Origin of the sequence: Nonomuraea purpurea (assembly GCF_042650645.1) — a bacterium.
In the GTDB taxonomy this organism is placed as follows: domain Bacteria; phylum Actinomycetota; class Actinomycetes; order Streptosporangiales; family Streptosporangiaceae; genus Nonomuraea; species Nonomuraea purpurea.
Map to the genome: position 1 here is coordinate 324,348 of NZ_JBHSBI010000011.1, position 12,223 is coordinate 336,570.

Annotated in this window: 12 protein-coding genes; 6 read left to right on the forward strand and 6 right to left on the reverse strand. The window is 67.4% G+C overall.

The features are described 5' to 3' along the window. Positions 1-54: 54 nt before the first annotated feature. The 5 genes from ACFOY2_RS23565 to ACFOY2_RS23585 all read right to left on the reverse strand — a co-directional run bounded on the left by ACFOY2_RS23565 (position 55) and on the right by ACFOY2_RS23585 (position 3,303). Positions 55-600 (reverse strand): NUDIX hydrolase, encoded by a 546-nt coding sequence (locus ACFOY2_RS23565; RefSeq protein ID WP_379530242.1) that lies wholly within the window; start codon positions 598-600, stop codon positions 55-57. A gap of 6 nt (positions 601-606) precedes the next feature. After that, positions 607-789 (reverse strand): hypothetical protein, encoded by a 183-nt coding sequence (locus ACFOY2_RS23570; protein ID WP_379530243.1) that lies wholly within the window; start codon positions 787-789, stop codon positions 607-609. Positions 790-794: 5 nt separating this feature from the next. Further along, complete coding sequence (locus ACFOY2_RS23575; RefSeq protein WP_379530244.1) at positions 795-1,523, reverse strand: AAA family ATPase; 729 nt, start codon at positions 1,521-1,523, stop codon at positions 795-797. Between the two features lie 121 nt (positions 1,524-1,644). Beyond that, a complete protein-coding gene (locus tag ACFOY2_RS23580; RefSeq protein ID WP_379530245.1) occupies positions 1,645-2,787 on the reverse strand; it encodes a helix-turn-helix transcriptional regulator in 1,143 nt (380 codons plus the stop codon). Between the two features lie 102 nt (positions 2,788-2,889). Further along, positions 2,890-3,303 carry an NUDIX hydrolase gene (locus ACFOY2_RS23585; protein WP_379530246.1) on the reverse strand — a complete coding sequence of 138 codons (414 nt, stop codon included), beginning with the start codon at positions 3,301-3,303 and terminating at the stop codon, positions 2,890-2,892. 155 nt (positions 3,304-3,458) lie between these two features. Here ACFOY2_RS23585 and ACFOY2_RS23590 point away from each other — a divergent pair, with 155 nt between their 5' ends. The 6 genes from ACFOY2_RS23590 (at position 3,459) to ACFOY2_RS23615 (ending at position 11,479) form a co-directional block, all read left to right on the forward strand. Beyond that, complete coding sequence (locus ACFOY2_RS23590; RefSeq protein ID WP_379530247.1) at positions 3,459-4,232, forward strand: TauD/TfdA family dioxygenase; 774 nt, start codon at positions 3,459-3,461, stop codon at positions 4,230-4,232. Between the two features lie 668 nt (positions 4,233-4,900). Continuing rightward, positions 4,901-5,056, forward strand: coding sequence for an FxLD family lanthipeptide (locus ACFOY2_RS23595; protein ID WP_379530248.1), 156 nt, complete (start codon positions 4,901-4,903; stop codon positions 5,054-5,056). A gap of 64 nt (positions 5,057-5,120) precedes the next feature. Further along, a complete protein-coding gene (locus ACFOY2_RS23600; RefSeq protein WP_379530258.1) occupies positions 5,121-7,151 on the forward strand; it encodes a lantibiotic dehydratase family protein in 2,031 nt (676 codons plus the stop codon). Beyond that, entirely contained in the window at positions 7,148-8,209 is a 1,062-nt protein-coding gene (locus ACFOY2_RS23605; RefSeq protein ID WP_379530249.1) for a lanthionine synthetase C family protein, read from the forward strand. The genes ACFOY2_RS23600 and ACFOY2_RS23605 overlap by 4 nt, the downstream gene beginning before the upstream one ends. Positions 8,210-8,254: 45 nt before the next feature. Then, complete coding sequence (fxlM, locus tag ACFOY2_RS23610; RefSeq protein ID WP_379530250.1) at positions 8,255-10,300, forward strand: methyltransferase, FxLD system; 2,046 nt, start codon at positions 8,255-8,257, stop codon at positions 10,298-10,300. A 15-nt stretch (positions 10,301-10,315) separates the two neighbouring features. Next, positions 10,316-11,479 carry a hypothetical protein gene (locus ACFOY2_RS23615; protein ID WP_379530251.1) on the forward strand — a complete coding sequence of 388 codons (1,164 nt, stop codon included), beginning with the start codon at positions 10,316-10,318 and terminating at the stop codon, positions 11,477-11,479. A 349-nt stretch (positions 11,480-11,828) separates the two neighbouring features. Here the strand turns inward: ACFOY2_RS23615 and ACFOY2_RS23620 are convergent. Continuing rightward, positions 11,829-12,223: ATP-binding protein (locus tag ACFOY2_RS23620; protein ID WP_379530252.1), on the reverse strand; the 395-nt coding region annotated here is incomplete at its 5' end.

Here is a 12,223-nt window from a genome sequence, read left to right on the forward strand (position 1 = left end):
CAGCTGCGGCCGGTCCTACCGCTCCACCCGTGAACTGCCAGCCCCTCCCGAGTCTCAGACTGCGGCGACGCCGGCCGCGAGCCTTGGGGTCGGCAGATCGGCAGGTGGACGCCAGGCGAACGCGGTTACCTCGTCGAGTTGGAGCGAAATCTCGCTGTCCTTCACCCAGAAGGCGAACCGGAAGTCGGCGTGCAGATGGGCGGGCTCGTCTTTGGCAGGGTTGGCGGGGATCTCGTGAACGTCGATGTCCACGGGGATGACGTCGTGTGTGGGCGGGGAGACAGCGTGTTGCCAGGGAATACCGGTCTCCTCCTCCAGTTCGCGCAGGGCGGCGCCGTAGAGGGAATGGTCCTCGGGTTCGATATGACCACCCGGCAACAGCCAGCGGTCCAGCGCCCGATGATGGATCATCAGGACGCGTCCGGCAGCGTCGATGGCGGCAGCGCTGCAGGTGACATGCAGCGAAAAGGTCTTGCGTGAGGCCAGAGCGTGTGTGGTTTCGAGAGCCTCGGTCAGTGAGAGGACGTCGGTGGTGCGGTCGGGATGGGCGGCGAGATAGCGCGCCAGGACGGCGCTGATCTCCGCACGGGTCACTGTCATGGCCCCTCATGGAAGTAGGTAAGCCAGGTGGCGGACTTCTCGCGGAACCTCCCACATGCCCGGGTCGTGCGCTTTGCTGGCGAGCAACGCGAGGGCGACCAGGATTTCAGCCTGGACCAGCAGGATGAACGAGCCGACCGACGCGCCGTGCAGGACCTTGACGACCTGGCGGGGGGTCACGTCGCGCAAGACGCTCAGTCGTCATCCAATGCGTGCCGCAGGTAGAAATCCGGTTTTGCCAGGAAGCGCCTCCAGTGATCAACCAACTGCAGGTTCTCCCAATCGGTCGTGCGCATACCGTGGTCGCCGAGTTCGATAATCTGCGCGCCCGGCAAACTGGCAAGAATCGGTGAATGGGTGGCGCAAATGATCTGCCCGCCCTCGTCCGCAACGCGATGCATCAAGCCGATCAGGCGTACGCATGACAGGAACGACAGCGCGGCTTCAGGTTCGTCCATCAGGTAGAGCCCCGGCCCGTTCACCATGCGCTCAAGAACCGTGAAAAACCCCTCACCATGGGACTGCTCTGTCAGGTCCTCTTCCCAGAATCCGTACCTGCCCGACACGTTCTGCCCGAGGTTGAACAGCGTTTCGGCACGGAAGAAGAACGCGCGCCGCTTGAGACGCGGGCCGTGGAGCAGACGCAGCCCCGCCGTGGTGAGTTCGACATCGAGAACCTCGCCCAGCGGGGTCATGGGTCCGGCGCTGGAGTATTTGGTGCCGGCCTTGCCGCCTGTGGAGTTGACACCGGCCACATCGGCAATCGCTTCCATGATGGTGGACTTGCCCGAGCCGTTCTCTCCGACGAGGAAGGAAACGGGGGCAGTCAACCTCAGGCGTTGCTCTGCCAGATGGCGAATGGGAGCCAGAGTGGCGGGCCATCCCGTCGGAAGATGGCGGGCGGTCAGATGAGTGAGCAGCATTGCTAGGGCCTTCCTGCGGGCTGAATCAGCCGGGCAGCGTGGGCGCGTACCGGGTCGGCAAGCTCTGGGTAGTCATTGCTCCGGGTGGCGCGGTCGAGGATATGCGCAGCCGCCGAGAGCGTCAGGCCGCTGGAAGCGTGAGGTGCAGGCGGCGGAGCGCTGCTGCGCCAGCAGCCTCAATTTCGGGGAGGGACCCTCTCGCCGCTCGCATGGCTCGTTGAATCTGATGAGGAAGACGCGTGCTCTCTGCGGTGGCGATCGACTGAAGTAGAGCTTCAGATGCTGCCGCCTGGTCGCCGCTCGCACGGAAGACCTCCGCGACGGTAACCCGTTCGATCGTCTGCCATTGCGGTGCGACACCTGTTGCATCAGGTACGTCCGCTTCTGCCAGGCGAATTGCCTCATGCAGTCGGCCCGTGACAAGCAAGCCGCGCAGATGAACTTCACGCATGACGAAGGAATTGACCAGCGGAGTGCCGTGATTGGAGTCCACAAAGCGTTGTAGACCGATAATCGCGATGTCGAATTGCTCCACGTCGCCGAGTTCGGCGAGCGTACGAGCAAGAGGGATGAGAACCGCGCCGCGTTCAGATGCTGGAGCGACGTCGGCGGCCCGTTGAAGTCGAACAGTCGCCGCCGGCTTCTTTCCGATCTTGCGGAGCTCATTGCCGTGTACTCGAAGGGCGCGGACGAGGAGATCGATGTCGTCGAGGCGGGTGGCGAGGGCGAGTGCACGGCCGGTCCATCGCGCCGCCGAGGCAAGGTTCTCTTCAGGAAGGACGTCGCCAAGGGCCACCCCGAGCATGGCGCGAGCTTGCCCGAGAAGCCGAACGGCGGCATGGTCAGCGTGCCCCTGCGCAAGGCGTGCTTCCAACCGCCATACGAGGGGCCAGAGTTCGTTGATGGCCTCTGCGCTGTGTCCTGACTCGCGCGCCACAGAAGCCAGACGAATGGTGGACTCTGCGAACTTGATCATGGAGATGAAGTCGGCATCGGAGTGATCAGTGACACCGAGAACATGGGGAGGAAGCCCAAGGTGGTAGGCCACCCGCCGAAGGGTCGGCACGTCGGTAATGACTCGACGTCCGTTCTCGAGCATCGAGATGTAGGTCGTGTCATATCCCAACACGGACGCCAGTGCAGCCTGCGTGAGCCCCGCCTCGCTTCGGTACGCCTTCAGGATGACCGCAAGGTTGCCCGACGCCACGGCCGAACTCACCGCCCGAGAGGTCCACAGCCAAAGAGGCGAGCCGACAACGGTCATGCTGGGCAACGGGGCGCCGCTGATGGCGTGGCAGGCTGGGCACAACCTGGAGGCGTTCCATCCGTCATCGACGACCGTCGCGCACGAGGCACACAGCATGGGCTACCTCACAGATTCGCGCAGCCTGGAGAACCAGTCAGCGATCGACCGCTTGTAGCCTTGCGGCATCGTCAGCCCCTCCACCTCATGTTCGCTGAACATGCCGACCTGCTTGTGCTCATTGCTCAGCACAGGCGGCTTGTCGGTATCGACTGTGGCGCCGTAGGTCACGATCAACACATCGACCCCTTCGCGGATGTGGTACTGCCAGGAGTCCAAGATCGGCCCGATCTGAGCATCCCACCCGGCCTCTTCGCTGATCTCACGCACGAGACGGGCGGGCGGATCTTCACCGAGCTCAAGCTTTCCGCCGGGCAGCTCCCATTCATCACGTTCGTTACGTAGAAGCAGAACCTTGCCATCACGGACAATTACGCCTTTCACCGACACTGGGAATGCGTGCGGGCGGTAACTCATCAGATGTGACCTCTTTCCGTTGATGTCTGTGCCTGGAACTTAACACGGTTGCCAACCACGATCGGTGCGGCTTTCCCGGGTTGACAATCTGTCACTTGCCCTCGCCGGGCGGCCTACCTCACGCTGAAGCCGAGTTTCGGGCCGAGAATTCGGAGGTGACGTTGAATACCCATGCCTTTCTTGCCAGCCACTACGTGAACATGGCGAGTGGTCTTGCCGTGACGCGAGCTACCGCGATCCTGGCGCGCGACGGCCTGGTCACCTTCGATGGTGTCCACGATCGCGAGTCCGTCGTCAGCCTTGCCGGTCGGCTGCTGTCCCCACGGGAGCATCGAGACGCCGACGCCGACGGTGTCACGATCATCAGCGAACGCGGTTCCGTCGCTGGCCAGCTTGGCTACGCTGGATTCGGGGCCGCGGAGCTGGAGCCACACACCGAGTCGTCCGCGCTGGCCCAACCACCCAGGTTCCTGATGCTGGTGTGTGCCCTGCCCGCCGATCACGGGGGCGAGTCCTACGTAGTGGACGGGGCCGCCATCTACTCGGATCTCGCCGCCCACTCACCGAGGCTGCTGCAAGCACTGCAAGAGCCCGCCACAGTCCGGTTCGGTAACCCTGGGTATTGGGGGTCGGTTTTCGAGCCAACCTTGGATGGGCGGATAAGGATTCGACTTCGCCTAGACGGCCTGGAACATTTCACTGAGCCTGCGGCTGAGGCCGTACCTCTCCTCCGCGCTGTGATCAGTAAACACGTGCGGGAATTGCCGCTGCGGCGTGGGCAAGGCTATCTGCTCGACAACTGGCGCATGCTGCACGGACGCCGAAGCTTCCAAGGACCTCGACTGATGTACCGGATCCTTGGCGACCTCGTGGCCGACCATGATTTCCCGCTCGGCTTCCAGCCTCCCAACGCGAGGGCAGCAGCATGACGATCCACAACCCCACCGAGGTGCTGAGCGAGGAGAAAGACCAACTCCTGGCCGCGCAGTTGCAGGAGTCGTGGGGCGACCGCCGGCAGGTGATGTGGGAGCCCTGGAGTCAGAAGTTAAGGGCGTTCCCGGCGTACGACATGGACGCCCCGGTAACGGGCAGCATCCTCCGCGAGCTGTGGCGCAACGTCCTCGCCGGTCGATCAGGGACTGCTACCGGCCGTAGCCGAGGCCATCCCAGCGCGACCGGCCGTAGCCGAGGCCATCCACGGTCGTGCACTCCGGCGCGGGCCGACCATCCGAACTCTCCGTTCCCTCGGGCCTGCGCCGACTCATCTCGCGGCCCGCGTACGGGGACCAACCCGGCCGTGGGCCGCGAGATCCACTTCTCGGTCGTCCTCTTCCCACTGCGCGAATCTGGCCGATTCGCCGTGGTTGGGCGGCTGGGCCGGGAATGCGAACACCTCGATGTGCCCTTGTCCGTCTTCCCCGGGCCGCCAGGGGGCGTTCAACACCCCGTCGCACTACGCGGGGCACCTGCGGCGGGGAGAGGCCGGAGCCCGTCACCTTCCTCAGACGGAGAGGACGGCGCGGCTAACCCGCATGGCCAAGGCCGCCGGTGTGCAACCCAACGTCAGGAAACCCCAACGCAGGACAAGGAGCAGGAAATGAGCACTCCGCCCATCGAGCAGACCGTCACGGTTGACCCGTTCGACCTCGACATCACCTTCATCGAGAACACCCCGGCGGCGGAGACGGTGCTGTTGTGCAGCACCGGCGACACCTGTGGGAGTTCCTGCCCGAGCGCCTGCACGACCTCCTAGTCCGCGCGGCGCGGGCCCACCCGGGTCCGCGCCCTCCTCATCCCCCAGGAACGGAGCGTGCGTGATGACGCGGTCACGGCGGACTCTGTACCGGCGCACCGGCGCCGGGATGCTCCGCGCGGCGGTGAACCTTTCCGCCCCCGCCCTCCCGCAATGGCCAGGACCCAACGCACCCACCAAGCAGTGGCGTTCCTGGCTCGACCCGATCTGGACCGATGACACCTTCCGGCGCACGGTCTCCAATGCCAGCCCGGACCTGGCCCGCCAGGTGGAGGCAGTCCTGGATGGTCGATCGACGAACGCCCGCCGGGCGCGTCGCGCCGCGCTCGCACTCGCCCGGTACGCCATCAGGTATGAGCACCGGTCCACACCGTTCGGCCTGTTCGCAGGTGTCTGCCTCGTCGACTTCGGTGAGACGTCCGCCGTGCTCGTCCGGGAGGAGCACGAGGTCATCACCCGAGCCGACCCCCGCGCGCTGGACAAGGTGATCAGCGCGCGGGAGGCGGACGGCGCCTTGATGGCGGACGTCGAGGTGTGCGTCAACAACCTGGCGCACGTGCGCGGTGGCCGCGTATTCATCCCGTCCGAGGGCTCGTCGGAGTTCTCCCTCGCGCTGACTCCCGCGTTGGCACTCGTGCTCCACACAGCCAAGTCCCCCATCCGGCACGCGGCGCTGGTGGCCAAACTCGCCGCAGAGTTCCCGGAAGTGGAGGAACGCCGCCAGACGGCGTTCCTCTCGGAGTTGCTGCGCCTACGCCTGCTGCGGTCGGCGCTGCGTGCCGCCGCCACGATCGTCGACCCGGCAGATGCCCTGCCCGCCGGCACCTTGGGTGCCCGCGAGCGGGCAGCGTCCGTGGATGTACGGCTGGACGCGGAGGTCTGCCTGCCGAATGCGGTCGCGGTCGAGATGGAAACCGCGGCGACCGTACTGGCCAGACTCGCAACCAGTCCGGCCGGGACCGGGGCATGGCGGCGCTACGTCGAGCAGTTCGCCGCCCGGTGGGGCGAGGGCGCCGAGGTCGGTCTGGAGCAGCTCGTTGATCCCGACAACGGGTTGGGCCTGCCTGACGGGTTCGGTTCGGTGTCCGAGCCGCCACGGCCGATGTCGCGGCGCGATCGGCTGCTGCTGGAGCTCGCCGGGAACGCCGCCACCGAAGGCCGCCGAACTGCGGTCCTGTCCGAGACGCTCATCGAGGAGCTGGAGGCCGCCGCGGGCGAGCCGCCCACCGTCCTGGCTCCGCACTTCGAGGTGTGCGCACAGGTCCAAGCCCGCTCGCTGCCAGCGCTCGACCAGGGCGACTTCCGCGTCCGCGTTCACACCGTCTCACGCGCGGCCGGCACAATGACAGGACGCTTCCTGCACCTGCTCCCGCAGACCGCATCCGGACACGCGACTCTTCCCACTGTTGATCCCGTGGCGGCACTGGCCCAGTTGTCGTTCCATCCCTCCCGCATCGAGGCCGACCTGCTCACGCGCACACCGCAGGTGCTACCGAGGCTGGTCAGTGTCGGTGAGTTCCGCGGCGGCGACAACACGGTGCTCTTCCCTTCCGACCTGGTCGTGGGCCTGCGCGGCAGCCACCTCTACCTCGCGGTGGCCGCCACAGGGGAGCGTCTGGAACTGCTCACGACGACAGCGATCAATTTCGTGTGGAACAACTTCACGCCGCCGCTGGTCCGGTTCTTGGCCGAGATCAGCCGTGCCGCGACTCCGCAGGTGACCTGGTTCGACTGGGGCGCCGCGTGGACGCTGCCGTTCACCCCGGCGCTGCACTACCGGCGCAGCATCCTCCTCGCCACCCGCTGGCAGCTACGAGCCCGCACCCTGCCCGGCCGGACGGCCTCCCTGGATGAGTGGGCGATGCGGCTGCACGCCTGGCGCGACCGAGCCGGGGTGCCCGACCGTGTGCTCCTGGCCATGGACGATCAGCATCTGCTGCTGGACCTCACCCAGAACATGGACATGGACCTGCTCCGTACGCGCCTGGGCAGCTCCCCCGTCGCGGTGCTCTACGACGCGCCGCCGCCGGACGCGGACGGGTGGATCGGCGGGCGGGCACACAGCATCGTCGTCGCGGTGAGGGCGAGCCGATGAGCCCGCCCAGGACGCAGGCACTGGCCGAGGGCGCGCTCGGGAGGGCGCTGCTGCACATCGAGCGCGGCAACCTCGCCGCAGCGCGGCCCCTACTGACCGAGGCGGTCGCCGGCGGCGTCAGCACCGGCTCCAACGCCTGCCTGTTCCACGGCGCTCCGGCGCTGGAGTTCGTGCTCGGCCGCGCCGGGCACGCCAACCGGACCGTCCAGGCAGCCGTCGACCAGGTCGTGACCACCCGCCTCGCAGCAGCCCGCCAGCGGCGAGAGTCGGCGCAACTTCCGACGCTGGCGGAGATCGACCTCATCCGGGGGCTCACCGGGCTGGGAGCGCTGCTGCTTGCCCGCGCAGGCTCGCCGTCGCCGCTGCTGTCGGAGGTGCTGGCCCACCTGGTGACGCTGGCAGACCCAGCCGCAGCCGATTCCCGGGTCCTGCCCGGATGGTGGTCCCCGGACAGCCCTTCGCATGAGGAGATCGCCGGTGGCCACGCGAACAACGGCGTGGCACACGGCATCGCCGGCCCGTTGGCACTGCTCTCCCTCGCCACCCGACACGGCATCCTGGTGGAAGGCCAGGCCGCCGCGATCGAGGCGTTCGTGACCTGGCTGGAGGAGTTCGGCTCCTTCTACTGGATCACCCTGGGCCACCTGCTCACCGACGAGCCGCAGCCGCCGCCCCTCCGTCCCTCCTGGTGCTACGGATACGCCGGCATCGCCCGCACTCTGCAACTGGCCGCGCTCGCGCTCGGCGACGACGCCCGCAGGCAGAAGGCCGAGGATCTCGCCATCGCCGCCCTCACCGACCCGGCCCGCCTGAGCCGAGTCACCGACGCCTCCCTCTGCCACGGCTGGGCCGGGCTGCTGACCGTCACGACCGCCATCGCAGCCGACAGCCCCACCCCCGGCCGGTTCGCCGAACCCATCTGGCAGACCCACCAGCGGCTGGCTGCGGGGATCGCCGCGCTACCGAAGCCGGGCTTCTTGGAAGGGAGGGCCGGGGCGGTCCTGGCGCTGGAGGGCTCCAACATGACGGGCTGGACCCGCGCCTTGTTAATCCACTGACCCGCCATCACGACCTTCGACCGAGCAGGAGCGAACACGAGAACAATGAACTCCGAGGACGAGGACCTGCCGCTTCCCGGTGAGCTGGAATGGTGGCACGCCACCGTCCGCTTTCCCGGCGATGCCGGCGTGAGCCCGGAAGCCGCGGCCGCGCTGACGTTCGCGCTGTCCGGGCAGCGTTTCCACTTCTTGCGCAAGGAAGGAACGCTCCGGCTGCGCACCGGTTGGCCTGCCGCTGACCTGCTCGACCAGCTCGTCGCCGACCAGGTGGTGACCGGGTGGACAGGCGGCATTTATGAGCCGGAGACCGATGCGTTCGGCGGCCCCGAAGGCATGGATATCGCCCATGAGGTGTTCTGCGCCGACAGCCGTGCGGCCTTGGCCGAGACCGGCAGCCCGCACGCCCGCGAGCGGTGCATCCTGCTGCTGTCCGCCATGCACCGCGCGGCCGGTCTCGACCCGTTCGAGATCGGCGACGTGTGGGCGAAGATCGCGGGCCTCCGCCCGCCGGTCAACCCGCCCGAAACGGCCCACCAGGCGTCGGCTATCGCCGCCATGCGGCGCCTCATGAACGCCGACGCCACCAAGCGGGACACCACCGAACCTGGCTGGCGCGACCGCGTCGCCGCCTTCGAGGAAGCCGGCCGCCGCCTGGCCCGGCTCGCAACCAGCGGACAGCTCCGGCGAGGGCTGCGCGCCATCCTCGCCCACCACGCGATCTTCGCTTTCAACCGCGCCGCCATACCCGTGGCCGAGCAGGCCGCCACAGCCTGGCTGGGCTGGCACGTCGCCTTCGGAGACGACCAGCCGACCGCCGTGTCTACCAGCCAGTCCGCACCGGCAACCCCTACCTTCCAGAGGATGGAGAGCATCATCACTACGACCACCGGCCCCGCCGACCTGCGCAATGCCATGGTGGAAACGTTCACCGGCTCCGACCACCTGCGCACCCCCGCGATCATCAACGCCTTCCGGGAAGTCGAGCGCCACCGGTTCATCCCTGACGCCGACGTCGAGGCGGCCTACGTCGATGACGCCGTGTCGATCAAGCGCGACCAGGACGGAGAGATGATCTCCTGTATCTCCGCGCCGTCCATCGTCGCCATCCAACTGGAGCAACTGGGCGCACAGCCCGGCCACAAGATTCTGGAGGCCGGAGCAGCCACCGGCTACAACGCCGCCCTCCTCGCGCGGCTCGTAGCCCCCCGCGGGCACGTGTGGACCGTGGACGTCGACACCGACCTCGTCAACACCGCCACCAAGCACCTGCAGGCCGCTGACGCGTCGAACGTGACCGTGCTGCTGGCCGATGGCGCGGCCGGGCTCCCCGAGCAGGCCCCGTTCGACCGGATCCAGTTCACCGTGGGCGCCGGCGACGTCCCCCTCCCCGTGCTGGAGCAACTGGCCCCGGGCGGCCGCCTGGTCATCCCAATGCGGATCCGCGGCAGCATCTCCCGCTCTTTCGCCTTCGAGCGCGACGGCCAGACCTGGAAGACCGTCTCCTGCGAGATGGCCACGTTCGTCCCGCTGCGCAAGGGCATCTGCGACGACGTCCGCACCCTGATCTCCATGGCCGGGGAGGGCAACGTCCGGTTGGAGACCTACAGCGAGCAGCTCGTCGACCGGGAAGCGATGCGGACCGTCTTGGACGAGCCCTCCCACAAGCTCTACACGGGCGTGAAGTTCCGGCAGGGCTCGCCCTGGGAGTGGGTCTACCTGTGGCTGGCATGCGTCCTGACCAACGGCCTGTCCCGCATGCCCGGCCAGCGACCCGGGTTCACCCCGCACTTCGCGTGGGGTTCCATGGCCGCGCTCGACGGCGACAGCCTGGCCTACCTCACCATCCGCGAGGGCGATGACGCCGAGGGCCGGTTCTGGGAGATCGGCGTCATCGGACACGGCCCGCGCGCCACCTCCCTCGCCGAGCAGGTCGTCGCCGCAATCCAGGAATGGGATCGCGACTACGGCAACGACGCCCCCGCCCCCGGCTTCCGGATGGCCACGGCCGACCACCGCGACCTGGTGAAGGCCGCCGACCCACGCTTCATCATCGACAAGCCCAACAGCCGACTCGTCATCGACTGGCCGTAGAACGGGAGCAGCGTGATGAACCCTGCGATCGCCCGTCGTATCCCGCTGGTCTGCCGACCTAAACCTCCCGGACTTCCACTGGACAGGCGCATTGCAGAGCTCACCGCGCTGACCGTCGAAACGCCCGGTGGGGACCACCCCCAGCGGGTGGCCCGCGCCTGCGGCGTCCTCAACTTCGCCGCGCTCATCGCCTCCGACAGCGGGATGCCCGACCTGGCCGCCAAACTGTGCTGGCGGCAGTACAAGATCTTCACCGAAGCAGGCAACCTCACCCAAGACATCGCCGTGATGTCGCTGATGCCGCTGGTCAACATCGCCAGGCTCCTGATCCGCGAAGGTGACGGCGGTGGCGCCTTCGCGGTGCTTCAGCGGTTGTACCGCGCCGCCCAGCAGCGCGGCACCACCGTCATCCGTGATCACGACGTGGACCTGTCACCATTGATCCAGACCGCCGCAGACCACCGCAAGATCTGCACGGAGCTGTGGGTTACCCTGCTGGTCGACGGCGCCAGAGCCCTCGCCGGCCTTGGCCGTTGGACCGAGGCTGCCGAATCCATGGCCGCGCACCGCGGCGTCGGTCAGCGACTCCTCGACGGTCGCCAGATCACGATCATGTCGCTGGTAGAACAGAACCTCCCCCAGCAAGCAGCCGACATGATCGACGCCAGTATCCCCGCGGAGCCCTGGGAGAACGCAGTCGCCGCCATCTTGCGCATCTACTGCCGACCGCCGACCTCGACAACATCACAGAACACACTGGACCCCGCGGTGCGGGAAGTACTTGCGCTGATCGCCGACCCAGAACCGACGACCGCGGCCTTCCGGGTTCGGCTCAGCTTGACCGCGCTCGATCTGACTGCCGACCGGCCCACAGCACACGACTCCGACCTGCGGTCCGCTGTCATTGGCGTGGCCTGCTCGGACGCCTACGCTGCCCGAGACGTCCTCGGACACCACGGGGTGCGCTCCCGCCTGACCTCACAGCAGGAACAGCAAGTCGCCGACGTGCTCGCCGCTTCGGGGCTCGGCGCAGGAAGCCTCCCAGCAGCTCACTTGGACACCCTCACCACCGCAGTCCGTCAAGGCGAGGACAGCTTGCGCGCCATGCTCGGCACGCAGGCCTCGGTGACAGCTCATGGCCGGTCGGAACCAGATGCGCGCCGTCGCTCTGCCCGTTGACAGGTCACCAGTGCTCGCCTCATCGCAGATGCCCCCGTCAGCAGGGCTCGCCACCCCACCATGGCGACTCCGGCGTGCCAGCGTTCACTGTCCTCAATCATCGAGAGCCGCCCTGTCCGCTCTCGACGTATGAACTGCGAGCAGCCCGCTTGACGCAACTCGTACGAGATCCCTTCGCAGCAGCAAGTCCGCATGACGACACAGCCGTCATCCACAGCCCGATTCGGAACAGTCCACTCCAACCGATCACAGGCGGGCTTCGGTGGATCCGGATGAAGCCCGACGCAACGAGACGGCTTGCCGCCTCGGCTGCCCCCTCCGGCCTTTGCGGCCTCCTGGCTTAGCGGCATCACGCCTCCAATTCAAGGAGCGGGACATCCATGACCGGGATTGGGGCTTCCTCAGTGGTGAGCACTTCGACCCATACCGTCATCCAGCCGAGGGGTTCCGGACGCATCCCCCACCTCATCGCCACGTACTCGACGATGTTCAACCCACGCCCATGACAGTCATCGTCACCAGGCATGCGGGGGCGAGGAACAGTCGGTGCTCCTTCATCGGTCACCTCGATACGGGCCAGGGCGTCGCTGATCGCCGTCACTTCCACGGTGACCAGGCCGCCCGGCCGCCCTGACCGGGTGTGCACGAGTACCGGTAGGCCACTGGCGAGGTGTCTGCTGGTGCAGGTCCTTTTCCAGTGGCCCCCGGCCCGAACCCGCCGTGCACCTTTCAATGCAGCGGGCT